The following is a 15,132-nucleotide window of genomic DNA, read 5'->3' on the forward strand; positions in this document are numbered from 1 at the left end:
AGTTGTCACGGGCCCCCTCCACCGGGCAGCATTGCCAGTCGGCCCTCGGGCCAAGACTTCGACACACAGAGGAACCTGAATCGTGGCCGTCAAGCTCCGCCTCATGCGGATGGGCAAGAAGAAGCAGCCGACCTACCGCCTCGTGGCGGCCGACGCGCGCTCGCCCCGCAACGGTCGGTTCATCGAGATCATCGGCACCTACCAGCCGCGCCGCGAGCCGTCGAACATCCGGATCGACAACCAGAAGGCCGTGAAGTGGCTCCGCAACGGCGCCCAGCCGACCGAGCGGGCCCAGAAGATCCTCGAGGTCTCCGGGGCGTGGAAGCACTTCAAGGACGGCACCGAGCCCGAGCCGCTGGCGCCCCCCGGGCCCGACGACCGCCCGGTCGAGGCTGCGGCGACGGCTGACGCGTCGTGAGCGACGCGGAGATCCCGGCCGACGACGCCACCGAGCTCGACGAGACGGCCGACCAGGGCGACGCCGTCGCCGCCGGCACCTCGCCCGAGACCGCCGTCGCCGTGCTCGAGTACCTCGCCCGGGCCCTGGTCGCCGACCCCGACGGTGTCCGCGTCGAGGCCGACGACCGTGACGGCCTGACCCTGAACGTCTACGTCGCCGACGGCGACATGGGCCGGGTCATCGGCAAGCGGGGCCGGGTGGCCAACGCCATCCGCGCCGTCGGCCGGGCCGCCGCCGCCAAGGACGGCGAGACCGGCGTCGCCATCGAGTTCGTCGACTGACGATGCCCGCCGCTCCCGACCACCTGGAGGTCGGGCGGGTCCACAAGGCGCACGGTCTCAAGGGCGACGTCAACGTCAGCCTGACCACCGACCGTCTCGAGCGGATCGCTCCGGGCTCCCGGCTCTTCGTCGACGGTGTGGAGCACGAGGTCGCCCGCTCGACCACCCAGCCGCCCGACCGCTTCATCGTCGGGTTCGTCGGCGTCACGGACCGCACCGCGGCCGAGGCCCTCCGCGGCGCCGTGCTCACCGCCGAGCCGCTCGAGGCCGAGGCCGGCGAGCTGTGGGTCCACGAGCTGGTCGGTTCGGCCGTGGTGCTGCCCGACGGCACCGAGGTGGGCACGGTCGAGGCCGTGCAGGACAACCCCGCCCACGAGCTGCTGGTGCTCGACACCGGCGACCTGGTGCCCATCGTGTTCGTCACCGACGGGTCCGGGCTCCCGGCGCGGGTCGTCATCGACCCCCCCGAGGGCCTGCTGGCCGACGCCGCCGACGACGACGGCTGAGGCGCAGCGTGCGCATCGACGTCTTCACCATCTTCCCCGACATGGTCGGCGACGTGGCCGGGCGCAGCCTGCTGGGCAAGGCCCGCGAGAGGGGCCTGCTCGACGTGCGGGTCCACGACCTGCGCGCCGGCACCACCGACCCGCACCGCTCGGTCGACGACAGCCCCTACGGCGGCGGCGCCGGCATGGTCCTGCGGGTCGAGCCCCTGGCCGCCGTGGTCGAGGCCGTCGACCCGCCGCGGCCGCTGCTGCTGCTGGGCCCGGGCGGCGAGCGCTTCGACCAGGCCCGGGCGCGGGAGCTGGCCGCGAGCGACGGCTTCTCGCTCCTGTGCGGGCGCTACGAGGACGTCGACCACCGGGTGCGCACCGAGGTGGTGGACGGCGAGCTCTCGATCGGTGACGTGGTGCTGGCCGGGGGCGAGGTCGCCGCCCTGGTGGTCCTCGAGGCCGTGGGCCGGCTGGTCCCGGGCGTGATGGGCAACGCCGCGTCGGCCGACGAGGAGTCGTTCTCCGAGGGGCTGCTGGAGTACCCGCAGTGGACCCGACCGCCGGAGTGGCGGGGCCGGGCGGTCCCGGAGGTCCTGCGCTCCGGCGACCACGGCCGCATCGCCCGCTGGCGCCGGGCCCAGGCGCTCCACCGCACCTCCGCCCTCCGCCCCGACCTGATCGCGGCGCGGGGCGGCCTCACCGCCGAGGACGAGGCCGTCATGACCGAGTTCCCCCCGGCCGACGACCTCACCCGGTTTCGCTCCCCGCGCACCTCCGGCTAGCGTTGTCGGTCGCCCCTGAGCCGCTTGAGCCGGCTCCTGCGACAGCCACCCCTGTCGCCCCTGAGACGCAAGGACGCGCACCGTGAACCGCCTGGACGTGATCGACACCGCCACCATCGAGACCAGTGGTGGGGCCCGCACCGACGCCGTGCCCGACTTCCAGGCCGGTGACACCCTCAAGGTCCACGTCCGCGTGATCGAGGGCAACAAGGAGCGGGTCCAGGTCTTCCAGGGCGTCGTCATCCGGCGCCAGGGCGCCGGCGTGCGCGAGACCTTCACCGTGCGCAAGGTCAGCTACGGCGTCGGCGTCGAGCGGACCTTCCCGCTGTACACCCCGAACGTCTCCAAGATCGAGGTCGTGACGAGGGGCGACGTGCGTCGGGCCAAGCTCTTCTACCTCCGCGACCGCGTCGGCAAGGCCGCCAAGATCAAGGAGAAGCGCACCAGCTGAGGCTGGTGCCCGACATCGGTGGCGGCCGAACCCGACGCCCAGGTGGGGGCATCGAAGAGCGATCCTCGTCGCGCCCTCGGCGCTGACGGCGAGGACATGGCGGCGCGCTGGTACCAGGCGCGCGGCTGGGAGGTCCTCGACCGGAACTGGCGGGCCGGGCGCACGGGCGAGCTCGACCTGGTCCTGCGTCGGCGGCGCGCCATCGCCTTCGTCGAGGTCAAGACCCGGCGCACCGCCACCTTCGGGCTGCCGGCCGAGGCGGTGACGCCGGCCAAGCAGGCCCGCATCCGCCGGCTGGCGGCGGCGTGGATGGCCGAGAACGAGGTGCGGGCCGACGAGCTGCGCTTCGACGTGGTCGCCATCCTCGACGGTCAGATCGAGGTCATCGAAGGCGCGTTCTAGCGCACCTCAGCCGACGGTCTGCTCCTGGGGTGCGACCGTCGCCGGGTCGATGCCGAGGTGGGCGTAGAGGTTGGCGGCGAAGCGGTCGCCGGTCCGCTGCATCGACTCGGCCATGATCCGCTCGACCGCCCGGCGGGAGAGCCCCGGGAGGGGCAGGTCGACCCACATCGTCAGGTCGACGCACAGGCGCACGCCGTCGTCGCGGGGGGTGATGGTGTACTCGCCCTCGACGCCGGCCTTCTCGTTGGCCCCGTGGGCGGGGGCGTGGCGGAACTCGATGCGCTCGTGCGGCGTGAAGGTCATCCGCTCGGTGAACGAGGGGGCGACCGACACGCCGAGGGCCGAGATGCCCGACAGCTGCCAGCACCAGCGGTCGCCGTCGGCGGTGATGGCCTTGATCAGCGGTGTCAGCTCGGCCAGCAGGTGGGGGTCGGTCAGCACCCCCCAGATCGTCTCGGGGCTGACCGGCAGGTCGCCGGTGGACACGTTGCGGTTCTGGAACCGGGTCACATCGCCTCCTGGGCGGTGGGGGACGGTGCCGCCGGGCGGCGGGCCGCGGCGGCCCGCTCCTCGGCGGGGTCGGGGGCGGCGCAGCCCCGGAGGGGCCACAGGAAGGTGAGGGCGCCGGTCCAGAGCACGTGGGCGACGGCCGGGGCGACGAGGCCGTCGCGCCACCAGAACAGGAAGCCCCACACCACGCCGCCGAGCAGGGCGGCCAGGGCGAGCGCCCACTTGCCCTCGACGGCCTGCACGAGCGTGTAGGCGGCCACCGCGACCAGCAGGCCGGTGCCGCCCTGGACCACGCCCCGGAACAGCATCTCCTCGGCGACGGCCATCACGACCACCGCCCCGACCATCGACCACGGCCGGCTGCGGTCCCGGATGGCGTACAGGTCGTTGACCTGGGCGAGGAAGCCGGGGACCAGCCGGCACAGGACGAGGTGGCCGACGTGGGTCGCCACCAGCCAGGCGCCGCCGACGGCGAGCCCGGCCCCGACCTCGACCGGGGTGACCGGGCCGAGGGTCGAGCCGAGGCGGTCGTCGAGGGCCAGGGCGAGGGTGGAGTAGGCGATCAGGAGGGGCGCCACGACCCACGTGCGGGTCCACAGGCCCTCGCGAGGGAGGCGGAACAGGACCACCCACGCGACGACGGCGAGGACGAGTCCGGTCGCGACGAGCATCGACCCTGACTACCCATGTGCGTCCCTTCACAACACCCGGGTAGGGCGCCCGCCATGCAGATCCTCGTCACCGGGGCGACCGGCGCCGTCGGCGCCGAGCTCGTCCCCGCCCTGGTCCGCGCCGGCCACGACGTCCTCGCCGCCACCCGTCGGCCCGGCCGCTACGCCGGTGGCGGGCGAGCTGTGACCTTCGACCTCGACGCCGAGGCGACCGACCCCGACGGCGTTGTCGCCACCGCCGACGCCGCGTACTACCTGGTCCACGCGCTCGACCGGGCCGACGTCGCCGCCGTGGACCGGCGCCGCGCCGAGCGCTTCGCCGCGGTGTGGGGGCCCGACCGGCCGGTGGTCTACCTCGGGGGGCTCGGCCCCCGGTCCTCACCCTCGGAGCACCTCCGGTCCCGCCACGAGGTGGGCGACGTGCTGCGGGACCGGTGCCGCACCGTCGAGCTGCGGGCCTCGATCGTCATCGGCCCCCGGAGCCTGAGCTTCCGCCTGGCCCGCGTCCTCGCCTGCATCACCGGGCGGTCGCCCCTGCCGGTCGTCGTCCCGTCGGCCGGCCGGGTGCGGACCCAGCCCATCGCCCAGGGCGACCTCACCGAGGCCCTCGTCGCCGCCCTCGACCTGGCGCCGGGCTCCTACGACATCGGGGGCGACGAGGTCGTCACCTTCGCCGAGCTGATGGAGCGCACGGCGCAGGCCCAGGGGCGGACCCTCCGCACCGTCGCCCGCCTCCCCGTGGGCGCCGACTGGTTCGGACCGGCCGCCTCGCTCGTGGCCGGCGTCGACCCCTGGGCCACGACCTCGCTGCTGGCCAGCATGGCCACCGAGACGGTCGTCGACGACGCCCGCCGCCCGCCGGGCGCCGACGGGTCCGGCACCTCGCTCGACGACGCCCTCGCCCTCGCCCTCCGCGGGGGCGACGTGGCCCCGACGTCGGTACGGTCGACCCATGGCTGAGCGCACCGCAGGGACCTACGTCGAAACGGGGTCCTTCGAACGGGACATGCAGTACATCGACGACCGGATCACCGCCGACGGCTCCTCGGGCTGGCCGGTCGAGGCCGGGCGCTACCGCCTCGTGGTGGCCCGGGCCTGCCCGTGGGCCAACCGGGCGATCATCGTGCGCCGCCTCCTGGGCCTGGAGGACGCGCTGCCCATGGGGATCTGCGGGCCGACCCACGACGCCGACAGCTGGACCTTCGACCTCGACCCCGGCGGCGTCGACCCCGTCCTCGGCATCCCCCGCATCAAGGACGCCTACGAGGCCCGGTTCCCCGGGTACCCGAAGGGCATCACCGTGCCGGCCATCGTCGACGTCCCGAGCGGTGGGGTCGTCACCAACGACTTCAAGCAGATCACCCTCGACCTCTCGCTCGAGTGGCGCGAGCACCACCGCGAGGGAGCCCCGGACCTCTACCCCGAGGGCCTCCGGGACGAGATCGACGAGGTCGCCCAGGCGGTCTTCACCGACGTCAACAACGGGGTCTACCGGTGCGGGTTCGCCGGCAGCCAGGACGCCTACGACGAGGCCTACGAGACCCTGTTCTCGCGCCTCGACTGGCTCTCGGCCCGGCTCGAGGGCCAGCGCTACCTGGTGGGCGACACCATCACCGAGGCCGACGTCCGGCTGTTCACCACGCTGGCCCGCTTCGACGCCGTGTACCACGGCCACTTCAAGTGCAACCGGCAGAAGCTGGCCGAGATGCCGGTGCTCTGGGCCTACGCCCGGGACCTGTTCCAGACCCCCGGGTTCGGTGACACGACCGACTTCGACCACATCAAGCGGCACTACTACTGCGTCCACACGGACATCAACCCCACCGCCATCGTCCCCGCCGGCCCCGACCTGTCGGGGTGGCTCACGCCGCACGGGCGCGAGGCGCTGGGCGGCCGGCCCTTCGGCGACGGCACCCCTCCCGGTCCCGTCCGCCCCGGTGAAGAGGTCCCGCCCGAACACCGCGCCGGCTGACCGCCCGGCCGGCCGCGGCCCTCAGCGGGGTCGGCGTCGGTGGCGGCGGGCCCAGCACGACCGGTGCCAGTGGCGACGGTCGTCGGGATCGGCAACCGGCACGACGACCAGGTGGCCGGTGGCAGGGGCGATGGGGGAGTGGCACCCCGGGCAGGTGTAGGTCTTGGTCGCCTGGTAGGGCTGGAGGGCCCGGACCTCGACCGGCACGCCGTCGAGGTCGTCGGCCGTGGTGGTCGCGGCGCGGGCCCAGGCGGGCATCCCGCCCGGTGGCCGCGCCCGCCGCCGCCGGGGGCTGCGTCCTGCCGGGCTCACCTCAGCCGAGCAGGGCCCAGGCCAGCAGGCCGAGGCAGACCAGGAGCGCGGCCGCGACCATGGCGTAGTCGGCCGGGCCCTTGCGGGTCTTGACGTGCGGGTTGAAGCCCATCGGCCCAGGCTACGGCGGCAGGCCTAGGGTCCCCGGATGACCGACCTCGAGACCCTGGTCGTCGATCGCGACGGCCCCGTCCTCACCGTGACCCTGTCGCGGCCCGAGCGGAAGAACGCGCTGGACCCGCAGATGGCCGCCGAGCTGCTCGAGCTGTTCCGGGGCGTGCCCCAGGACGGCGAGGTCAGGGTGGTGGTGATCACCGGGGCGGGCGACGCCTTCTGCTCGGGCGCCGACCTCGGGGCCACCGCCGACACGGCGCACGCCCTGGTCCGCATGCGGGACATCCACCGCGTGGCCCAGGCCCTCCACGACGTGCCCCAGCCCACCATCGCCCGCATCAACGGGGTGGCGGCCGGCGCCGGGCTCAACATCGCCCTGGGCTGCGACCTCACGGTGGCCTCGACCGAGGCCCGCTTCTCGGAGATCTTCGCCCGCCGCGGCCTCTCGACCGACTTCGGCGGCGCCTGGCTCCTGCCCCGGCTCGTGGGGCTGCACCGGGCCAAGGAGCTGGCCCTGCTGGCCGAGATCCTCCCCGCGTCGGAGGCGGAGCGGCTGGGGCTGGTGAACCGGGTGGTCCCGCCCGACGAGCTCGACGCCGTCGTCGACGAGTGGGCCCGGCGGCTGGCCGCCGGCCCGCCCATCGCCCTGGCCCAGACCAAGCAGATGCTCAACCAGTCGGTCGAGAGCTCGTGGGAGACGATGCTGGCCGCCGAGGGCACCGCCCAGGCGGTCAACTTCTCGACGGCCGACACCGTCGAGGCCATGAGCGCGTTCTTCGAGAAGCGCGAGCCGACCTTCGAGGGCCGCTGACCCCCGCCCACGGTTCGGCTGTCACACCCCCTGGGTAGGGTGGCGACCATCGCTCGGAGGCCGGCGCCCGGCCCCTCCTGACGTCCGTCGGCGCCCCCCGGGGCGCCCCGCCGCTCGGAGGGCACGTGCTCGCCACCGTCTCGTCCGCCACGATCCTCGGGGTCGAGGGCCGCCACGTCACCGTCGAGGTCCACGTCACCACCGGCCTGCCCTCGTTCACCGTCGTCGGGCTGCCCGACACCGCCTGCCGGGAGGCCCGGGACCGGGCTCGCGCCGCCATCCAGAGCTCCGGCCTGGAGTGGCCGAGGACGAAGGTCACCGTCAACCTGGCCCCGTCGGCCGAGCGCAAGATCGGCACCGGGCTCGACCTGGCCATCGCCCTGGCCGTGCTGGGCGCGACCGACCAGGTGCCGGTCCCCGCCCTGGCCGGTCTGGGCTGCATCGGTGAGCTGGGGCTCGACGGTGCGGTGCGGCCCGTCGCCGGCGTGGTGCCCCTGGTCGACGCCCTGCCCGACGGCGTGATCGTGGTCCCGGCCGCGTCGGCCCGCCAGGCGCGGCTCGTCGGCCGGCACGAGGTGCGCCCCGTCGACCGCCTGGCCGAACTGGTGCTGGCGCTCGCCGGCGACGGCCCGTGGCCGGATCCCGTCGAGCCGCCCCCACCGCCGCCGGAGCCGCCCCCACCCGACCTGGCCGACGTGCGGGGCCAGCCCGTGGCCCGCCAGGCCCTGGAGATCGCCGCAGCCGGGGGCCACCACCTCCTCCTCATCGGGTCGCCGGGGGCCGGGAAGACGATGCTGGCCCGCCGGCTGCCCGGCCTGCTGCCGCCCCTCGACACGCCCCAGGCCCTCGCCGTCACCCGGGTCATGTCCGCCGCCGGGCTCGAGGTGCCGGGCGCCGGGCTCGCCACCCGACCGCCGTTCCGCGCCCCCCACCACAGCTCCACCCTCGTGTCCCTGGTGGGAGGGGGGACGGCGATGCTCCGCCCCGGCGAGCTCAGCCTGGCCACCGAGGGCGTCTTGTTCCTCGACGAGATGGGGGAGTTCCCGCCCTCGGTCGTCGACGCCCTCCGCCAGCCCCTCGAGGAGGGCGTGGTGCGGGTGGCCCGAGCCCGGGCCAGCGTCACCCTGCCGGCCCGCTTCCTCCTGGTGGCGGCCACCAACCCGTGCCCGTGCGGCGAGGGCCTGGAGGCGGCCGCCTGCCGGTGCACGGAGGCGGCCCGGGCCCGGTACCGGCGCCGGCTCAGCGGTCCCATCCTCGACCGCTTCGACCTGCGGGTGGCCGTCCACCGCCCCGACCCCGTGGCCCTGCTCGCCACCGAGCCGGGCGAGCCGACCGCCGTCGTCGCCGGGCGCGTCGCCCGGGCCCGCCAGGTCGCCGCCGACCGGGGCGTCGAGACCAACGCCGCCATCCCCGCCCGCGCCCTCGACGCCCTCGTCCCCCTCGACCGGCCGGCGACGCGCATGCTGGAGCTGGCGCTCACCCAGGGCCGCCTCACCGCCCGGGGCCTCGCCCGGGTCCGCCGCGTCGGCCGCACCGTCGCCGACCTGGCCGGCCTCGACCCGGAGGCACCGCTCGGCGTCGAGCCGGTGGCCCTGGCCATGGCCTTGCGGGGCCGCGCCTCGGCCGGGTCGGAGGTGGCGGCATGACCACCGACGAGCTGCCGGCGGCGGCGTGGTGGGTGGCCCTCGCCGGGCTCCCGGCGATGGGCCCGGCCCGCCTCGGCGCGCTGTGGGAGGCGGGCGCGGCCGAGGAGGCGTGGGACCTCGTCCGCTCCGGGCGGGCCCACACCCTGCGGCCGCTGGCCGAGGTGGTGGGGCCCGGCGCCGCCACCCAGGCCGAGGCCTGGGCCCGGGCCAGCGGCGCGGTCGACGTCGGCGCCCTCTGGCGTCGGCACCGCGACCGGGGCATCACCGTGGCGGTGCGGGGCGACGGCCGCATGCCCACCCGCCTCGACGAGGACCTCGAGCCACCGGTCGTGCTCTTCGGCGACGGGGCCCTGGGCGCGACGGCGGGGCCGACGGTGGCCATCGTCGGCACCCGTCGGTGCACCCCCGCCGGCGCCGAGCTGGCCCACGAGATCGGCCGGCAGTGCGCCCGGGCCGGCGGGCGGGTCGTCTCCGGGCTGGCCCAAGGCATCGACGCCGCCGCCCACGCCGGAGCCCTCGCCGGCGGCCCGGGCTGCGCCCCGCCCGTCGCGGTCGTGGGGAGCGGGCTCGACGTCGTCTACCCGGCGCGCAGCGGGCCGCTGTGGCGCCGGGTGGCGGCGGCCGGCGTCGTCTTGAGCGAGTACCCGCTGGGCACCCCGCCGGGCCGCTGGCGGTTCCCGGCCCGCAACCGCCTCGTCGCCGCCCTGGCCGACGTCGTCGTCGTGGTCGAGTCGCCTCGGCGGGGCGGCTCGATGTACACCGTCGACGAGGCGCTGCGCCGCCAGCGCACCGTCCTCGCCGTGCCCGGCTCGATCCGCTCGGCCGCCTCGGCCGGGACGAACTGGCTGCTGTCCCAGGGCGCCGAGGTGTGCTCGGGGGCCGACGACGTGCTGGTCGCCGCCGGGCTGGTCGCCGCCCCCGAGGAGGCCGCCGGCGTCCTCGACCCGCGCCCCCGTCCGCGCGGAGACGGGGCCCGGATCCTCCGGGCCATCGGGTGGGAGCCGGCCACCCTCGACGCCGTCGCGGCCCGCACCGGCCTCGCCCTCGGCCCCCTGGCCGTGGCCCTCGACCAGCTCGAGGTCGACGGGTGGGTCGATCGCCGGGGCGGGCGCATCGAGAGGCGGGTGTCGCTGTGACCGCGACGCCGGCCCTCCTGCTCCCGGCCGTGCTGCTCGCCGGCACCGCGGTCGCCGTCGCTGCCCTCGCCGCTCGGTACCGTGGGCGCGGTGGACGACGCGGGCTGGGACGTCGAGGCGTACCTCCAGTCGCTCACCGACGTCAGCCCGGCGACGCTCACCGCCTACGGCCGGGACCTGCGCCGGTTCGTCGCCTGGGCCGAGCGCAACGCCCACGCCGGGCCGGGCCGGATCAACCGCTCGACCCTCCGCGTGTACCTCGGGGAGCTGGCCGACGGGCTCGACGGCCCCGGCGACCACCGCGGCCAGACCGTCGAGCGGGCGGGCCTCTCGCCCCGCTCGCTCGCCCGCCACGTGAGCTCGCTCCGCCGCTACTTCCACTGGGCGCGGCGGACGGGACGGATCGGGGCCGACCCGGCCCTCGACGTCTCGGCCCCCCAGGGCGACTCGCGGCTCCCGCAGGTCCTGCGCCCGGACCAGGTCGACGCCATGGTGGAGGCGACCCGCCCCGACGACCCCGTCGAGCGCTGCTTCCACGCCCGCGACGACGCCGTGATCGAGCTGCTCTACGGCAGCGGGCTCCGGGTCTCGGAGCTGTGCGGGCTGGCCCCGGGCGACGTCGACCTGGAGCGGGGGCGGGTCACGGTGCTGGGCAAGGGGTCCAAGCAGCGCATCGTGCCCGTGAGCGAGCCAGCGGTGGCGGCGATCCGCCGCTGGCTGCCCCGCCGGGCCGACCTGGTGGGCGCGGCGCCGGTCCCGGCCCTGTTCGTGAACCGCCGCCGGCGGCCCCTGACGCCCCGCGACGTGCGCCGCATCCTCGACGGGCGCTCGGCCAGCCCGACCCACCCCCACGCCCTGCGCCACAGCTTCGCCACCCACCTGCTCGACGGGGGCGCCGACCTGCGGGCGGTGCAGGAGCTGCTCGGTCACGCCGACCTCCGGACGACGCAGATCTACACCCACGTGAGCAAGGAGCGGCTCCGGCAGGTGCACACCGAGACCCACCCCCGGGCCTGAGGGCGCCCCGGGCCGGGCGCCGGCGCCGGGCCCTGGTCGTCCTCGCCGTGGTCGTGGCGGCGACGGCGTCGGTGCTCCCCGGTGGCCCCGGGGCGCCGCGGGCGGCGGCCCAGGTCGGCGACCCGGGGGGCGGGGGAGCGGTCGACTACGACCCCCCGGTCGACGCCCCGATCAGCGACCCGTTCCGGCCGCCGCCCCAGCCCTGGCTCCCGGGCAACCGGGGGGTCGAGTACGCCACCGAGCCCGGGACGCCGGTCCGGGCCGCAGGGCGGGGGACGGTCACCTTCGCCGGCCGCGTCGCCGGCGAGCTCCACGTCACCGTCACCCACCCCGACGGGATCCGCACGTCGTACTCGTTCCTGGCCACGGTGGCGGTGGCCGCCGGGACCGTCGTCCCGGGCGGCCACGTGCTGGGGACGACCGGGAGCCGCCTGCACGTCGGCGCCCGGCGGGGCGACGCCTACATCGACCCGACGTCGCTCTGGGGCGCCGACGGCCCACCCTGGGTGCGGTTGGCCCCGGTCGACGGAGGCCGCCGCCGGGCCCCACCGACCCGGAGTTTTGGTGGGCTCGGTGGCGTCGCGGCCTAAGATCATCCGTCGGCCCTGGCACCAGGTCGGGGCCGCGCACACAACCTCTCAGCCCGGTCCACCAACGGTCGCCCTCACCGGCGTCAGGACCGGGTGACGTCGAACCGTTGGGAAAGGAGATCGACGTGGATCAGCCCGTCGTGACCATGAAGCAGCTCATCGAGGCGGGTGTCCACTTCGGGCACCAGACGCGTCGGTGGAACCCGAAGATGCAGCGGTTCATCCACGGTGACCGCGGTGGCATCTACATCATCGACCTCAAGCAGACCCTCCAGCGCCTGGAGACGGCCTACAGCTTCATCCGGGACATGACCGCCGACGGCGGCACCGTCTTGTTCGTGGGCACCAAGAAGCAGGCCCAGGACCCGGTCCAGAGCTACGCCGAGAAGTGCGGCATGCCGTACGTCAACCAGCGCTGGCTCGGCGGCATGCTCACCAACTTCGAGACCATCTCCAAGCGGGTCGCCAAGATGCAGGAGTACCGCCGCATGCGGCTCTCCGGCGAGTTCGACGCCATGCCCAAGAAGGAGGCCCTCCTCCTCAGCCGCGAGCTGGCCAAGCTCGAGCGCAACCTGGGCGGCATCCACCAGATGGAGAAGGTGCCCGACGCGGTGTTCGTGCTCGACACCAAGAAGGAGCACATCGCCGTCACCGAGGCGAACAAGCTCGGCATCCCGCTGGTCGCCGTGGTCGACACCAACTGCGACCCCGACGTCATCGAGTACGTCATCCCCGGCAACGACGACGCCATCCGCTCCGGCACCCTCATGTGCCGGATCATCTCCGACGCCGTCGAGGAGGGCCGCCTGATCGCGTCCCGCCGCGGCGGGGCGGCGGCCAAGGTCGTCCGCAGCGCCGAGGACGAGGCCCGCATCGCCGCCGAGCAGGCCGAGGCCCGCAACCAGGCCGCGGCCCAGGCCGCCGCCCGCGAGGCCCGTCTCGCCGCCGGGGCCACCGCCCCGGCCGCCCCCGAGGCCACCGACGGCCCCGGCACCCCGCCCGACACCACCGCCACCGAGGCCGCGGCCGAGGCTGCCGCCGAGCCCGAGGTCGCCCCGGCCACGGCGCCCGACGCCGAGGGCGAGATCCCGGCCGGCACCCCGGCCCCGAGCGACACCGCAGCAGCAGAGGAGCAGTCCTAGACATGGCCGACTTCACCGCCAAGGACGTCCAGGCCCTGCGCCAGTCGACCGGCGCCGGGATGATGGATGCCAAGAAGGCGCTCACCGAGAACGGGGGCGACCCCGACGCCGCGGCCAAGTGGCTGCGGGAGAAGGGCCTGGCCAAGGCGGCCTCCCGCACCGACCGCGACAACAGCCAGGGCACCGTCGCCGTGGCCCTCGAGGGCTCCGTCGCCGCCATCGTCGAGCTCAAGTGCGAGACCGACTTCGTGGCCAAGTCCGACCAGTTCACCGCCCTCGTCCAGGAGATCGCCACGCTCGTGGCGGTCAAGGGTGAGAGCGCGGCGACCTCGAAGACCGAGGCCATCGACGACCTCAAGCTCACGCTCAAGGAGAACATCGAGCTGGGCCAGGTCGTGCGCATCGAGGCCGAGCCCGGCCACGTCATCGACTCCTACGTGCACCGCCAGGACGGCCGCGGGGTCAACGGCGTCATCGTCGAGCTCACCGGGGGCACCCGGGAGCTGGCCCACGACGTCGCCGTGCACGTGGCCTTCACCAAGCCCATCGGCATCCGGCGCGAGGACATCCCCGAGGCCGAGGTGGCCGAGGAGCGGGCGACGCTCGAGGGCATCACCCGCGCCGAGGGCAAGCCCGAGGCCGCCATGGAGAAGATCGTCGAGGGGCGTCTCACCGGCTGGTTCAAGGAGCGCGTCCTCCTCGAGCAGGGCTTCGTGAAGGACGAGAAGACCACCATCAAGGCCCTCCTGGGCGACGCCGACGTCGCCCGGGTGGCCCAGGTCGTCGTCGGGTCGTGAGCGAGCGCAGCGAGCGGGCAAGAAGGTACGGGCACCGCTCGTGACCGAGCCCCGCTGGAACCGCGTCGTCCTCAAACTGTCCGGTGAGGCCTTCGCCGGCGACCAGGGCTACGGCATCGACGGCGAGACGCTCCGCATGCTCGCCGGCGAGATCTGCGCGGTGCGGAACGACCTGGGCACCGACATCGCCATCGTCGTCGGCGGCGGCAACATCTGGCGGGGCCAGATCGGCGCCGGCGAGGGCATGGACCGGGCCCAGGCGGACCAGATGGGGATGCTGGCGACGGTCATCAACGCCCTCGGCCTCCAGGAGATGCTCGAGCAGATGGGCCAGCCGACGCGGGTCCAGTCGGCGGTCCACATGGAGCAGATCGCCGAGCCCTACATCCGGCGCCGGGCGATCCGGCACCTGGAGAAGGGTCGGGTCGTGATCCTGGCCGGCGGGCTCGGCAGCCCGTTCTTCACCACCGACACCCCGGCCGCCCTCCGCGCCGCCGAGATCGACGCCCAGGCCGTCCTCAAGGGCACCCACTCGGGCGTCGACGGCGTCTACACCGCCGATCCGAAGCTGGACCCCACGGCCACCAAGCTCACCGAGGTGTCCTACATGGACGTCCTCAACAAGGGCCTCAACGTCATGGACCCGACGTCCATCACCTTCTGCATGGACAACGCCCTGCCGATCGTCGTGTTCGACGTGACCGCGGCCGGCAACCTCCGGCGCGTCCTCGACGGCGACGGGGCAGTCGGTACTCTGGTCCGGTGAGCGAGCGCAGCGAGCGAACCCAGGGGCGCAGTTCGGTCTTCGACGACGGAGCGAGCGCAGCGAGTGGAGGCGTTCGGCGATCACCGGCGCTCGTCGTCCTCCGCGGGGACGTGCTGGGCCCACGAGCTCGGGCTGGCGCGCCGGTGATCGAGCGGATGCCAGGTGTCTCCGGCCCGGTGACGAGCCGATGAGCGATCCCGAGATGGTGGCGCTCGTCCTCGACGAGGCCAAGGACAAGATGGAGAAGGCCGTCGTGCACGCCCGGCAGGCCTTCGCCGGGGTGCGCACCGGCCGCGCCGCCCCCGGTCTGGTCGAGAAGCTGATGGTCGAGTACTACGGCGCCGACGTCCCCCTCCAGCAGATGGCGAACATCTCGGTGCCCGAGGCCCGGATGCTGGTCATCTCGCCCTACGACAAGGGCGCCATGGCCGCCATCGAGAAGGCGATCCGCAACTCGGACCTGGGCCTCAACCCCAGCAACGACGGCGTGATCATCCGGCTGAGCTTCCCGCCCCTCACCGGCGAGCGGCGCAAGGACCTCGTGCGCCTGGTGAAGCAGATGGCCGAGGACAACCGGGTGTCGGTGCGCAACGCCCGTCGCACGGCGCGCAGCGAGCTGGAGACGCTGGCCAAGGACGGCGACCTCTCCGAGGACGAGCTGGCCCGGGCGGAGAAGGAGATCGACGCCCTCACGCACCGCATCGAGGCCCAGATCGACGAATCCCTCGCCCAGAAAGAGACCGAGCTGCTCGAGGACTGAGCGCGCCGGCCCCTCGTG

General features: G+C 74.8%; 20 protein-coding genes. 17 read left to right on the forward strand and 3 right to left on the reverse strand.

Annotated features, from left to right (window positions below; translation table 11 throughout):
• The first annotated feature begins 82 nt into the window (after positions 1 to 82).
• The 6 genes from rpsP to HC251_RS09460 all read left to right on the forward strand — a co-directional run bounded on the left by rpsP (position 83) and on the right by HC251_RS09460 (position 2,870).
• Positions 83 to 418: a 30S ribosomal protein S16 gene (rpsP, locus tag HC251_RS09435; protein ID WP_219945046.1), complete on the forward strand. Its 336-nt coding sequence runs from the start codon at positions 83 to 85 to the stop codon at positions 416 to 418.
• Positions 415 to 741: a KH domain-containing protein gene (locus HC251_RS09440; RefSeq protein ID WP_255566653.1), complete on the forward strand. Its 327-nt coding sequence runs from the start codon at positions 415 to 417 to the stop codon at positions 739 to 741. Before rpsP ends, HC251_RS09440 begins: the two co-directional genes overlap by 4 nt.
• Positions 742 to 743: 2 nt before the next feature.
• Entirely contained in the window at positions 744 to 1,247 is a 504-nt protein-coding gene (gene rimM / locus HC251_RS09445) for a ribosome maturation factor RimM (protein ID WP_219945047.1), read from the forward strand.
• 8 nt (positions 1,248 to 1,255) lie between these two features.
• Positions 1,256 to 2,017 carry a tRNA (guanosine(37)-N1)-methyltransferase TrmD gene (gene trmD, locus HC251_RS09450; protein ID WP_219945048.1) on the forward strand — a complete coding sequence of 254 codons (762 nt, stop codon included), beginning with the start codon at positions 1,256 to 1,258 and terminating at the stop codon, positions 2,015 to 2,017.
• 82 nt (positions 2,018 to 2,099) lie between these two features.
• Entirely contained in the window at positions 2,100 to 2,468 is a 369-nt protein-coding gene (gene rplS, locus HC251_RS09455; protein WP_219945049.1) for a 50S ribosomal protein L19, read from the forward strand.
• A gap of 18 nt (positions 2,469 to 2,486) precedes the next feature.
• Entirely contained in the window at positions 2,487 to 2,870 is a 384-nt protein-coding gene (locus HC251_RS09460; RefSeq protein ID WP_219945050.1) for a YraN family protein, read from the forward strand.
• Positions 2,871 to 2,876: 6 nt separating this feature from the next.
• Here the strand turns inward: HC251_RS09460 and HC251_RS09465 are convergent, their stop codons facing one another.
• Entirely contained in the window at positions 2,877 to 3,380 is a 504-nt protein-coding gene (locus tag HC251_RS09465; RefSeq protein WP_219945051.1) for an SRPBCC family protein, read from the reverse strand.
• Positions 3,377 to 4,051, reverse strand: a complete 675-nt coding sequence (locus tag HC251_RS09470; RefSeq protein ID WP_219945052.1) for a type II CAAX prenyl endopeptidase Rce1 family protein — start codon at positions 4,049 to 4,051, stop codon at positions 3,377 to 3,379. The genes HC251_RS09465 and HC251_RS09470 overlap by 4 nt, the downstream gene beginning before the upstream one ends.
• Positions 4,052 to 4,105: 54 nt before the next feature.
• On the opposite strand from HC251_RS09470, the gene HC251_RS09475 reads away from it, so the two are divergent.
• Complete coding sequence (locus tag HC251_RS09475; RefSeq protein ID WP_219945053.1) at positions 4,106 to 5,011, forward strand: NAD-dependent epimerase/dehydratase family protein; 906 nt, start codon at positions 4,106 to 4,108, stop codon at positions 5,009 to 5,011.
• Positions 5,004 to 6,023 (forward strand): glutathione S-transferase family protein, encoded by a 1,020-nt coding sequence (locus HC251_RS09480; RefSeq protein ID WP_219945054.1) that lies wholly within the window; start codon positions 5,004 to 5,006, stop codon positions 6,021 to 6,023. The genes HC251_RS09475 and HC251_RS09480 overlap by 8 nt, the downstream gene beginning before the upstream one ends.
• A 21-nt stretch (positions 6,024 to 6,044) precedes the next feature.
• Here the strand turns inward: HC251_RS09480 and HC251_RS09485 are convergent, their stop codons facing one another.
• Entirely contained in the window at positions 6,045 to 6,281 is a 237-nt protein-coding gene (locus HC251_RS09485; protein WP_219945055.1) for a hypothetical protein, read from the reverse strand.
• Between the two features lie 202 nt (positions 6,282 to 6,483).
• Here HC251_RS09485 and HC251_RS09490 point away from each other — a divergent pair, with 202 nt between their 5' ends.
• The 9 genes from HC251_RS09490 (at position 6,484) to frr (ending at position 15,114) form a co-directional block, all read left to right on the forward strand.
• Positions 6,484 to 7,260: an enoyl-CoA hydratase/isomerase family protein gene (locus tag HC251_RS09490; protein ID WP_219945056.1), complete on the forward strand. Its 777-nt coding sequence runs from the start codon at positions 6,484 to 6,486 to the stop codon at positions 7,258 to 7,260.
• 125 nt (positions 7,261 to 7,385) lie between these two features.
• A complete protein-coding gene (locus HC251_RS09495) occupies positions 7,386 to 8,906 on the forward strand; it encodes a YifB family Mg chelatase-like AAA ATPase (RefSeq protein WP_219945057.1) in 1,521 nt (506 codons plus the stop codon).
• The gene (locus tag HC251_RS09500; RefSeq protein ID WP_219945058.1) at positions 8,903 to 10,042 is read left to right on the forward strand and encodes a DNA-processing protein DprA; all 1,140 of its coding nucleotides are present in this window, start codon (positions 8,903 to 8,905) and stop codon (positions 10,040 to 10,042) included. The genes HC251_RS09495 and HC251_RS09500 overlap by 4 nt, the downstream gene beginning before the upstream one ends.
• Positions 10,043 to 10,132: 90 nt before the next feature.
• Positions 10,133 to 11,059, forward strand: a complete 927-nt coding sequence (locus HC251_RS09505; RefSeq protein ID WP_219945059.1) for a tyrosine-type recombinase/integrase — start codon at positions 10,133 to 10,135, stop codon at positions 11,057 to 11,059.
• A 47-nt stretch (positions 11,060 to 11,106) separates the two neighbouring features.
• Positions 11,107 to 11,649 carry a murein hydrolase activator EnvC gene (locus HC251_RS09510; protein ID WP_219945060.1) on the forward strand — a complete coding sequence of 181 codons (543 nt, stop codon included), beginning with the start codon at positions 11,107 to 11,109 and terminating at the stop codon, positions 11,647 to 11,649.
• Between the two features lie 146 nt (positions 11,650 to 11,795).
• Positions 11,796 to 12,791, forward strand: coding sequence for a 30S ribosomal protein S2 (gene rpsB, locus HC251_RS09515; protein ID WP_219945655.1), 996 nt, complete (start codon positions 11,796 to 11,798; stop codon positions 12,789 to 12,791).
• A 2-nt stretch (positions 12,792 to 12,793) separates the two neighbouring features.
• Positions 12,794 to 13,588, forward strand: a complete 795-nt coding sequence (gene tsf, locus HC251_RS09520) for a translation elongation factor Ts (RefSeq protein WP_219945061.1) — start codon at positions 12,794 to 12,796, stop codon at positions 13,586 to 13,588.
• A gap of 40 nt (positions 13,589 to 13,628) precedes the next feature.
• Positions 13,629 to 14,354, forward strand: a complete 726-nt coding sequence (gene pyrH / locus HC251_RS09525) for a UMP kinase (RefSeq protein ID WP_219945062.1) — start codon at positions 13,629 to 13,631, stop codon at positions 14,352 to 14,354.
• 202 nt (positions 14,355 to 14,556) lie between these two features.
• Complete coding sequence (frr, locus tag HC251_RS09530) at positions 14,557 to 15,114, forward strand: ribosome recycling factor (protein WP_219945656.1); 558 nt, start codon at positions 14,557 to 14,559, stop codon at positions 15,112 to 15,114.
• Positions 15,115 to 15,132: the final 18 nt, after the last annotated feature.

The sequence above is a fragment of the Iamia sp. SCSIO 61187 genome (assembly GCF_019443745.1).
Lineage (GTDB): Bacteria > Actinomycetota > Acidimicrobiia > Acidimicrobiales > Iamiaceae > Iamia.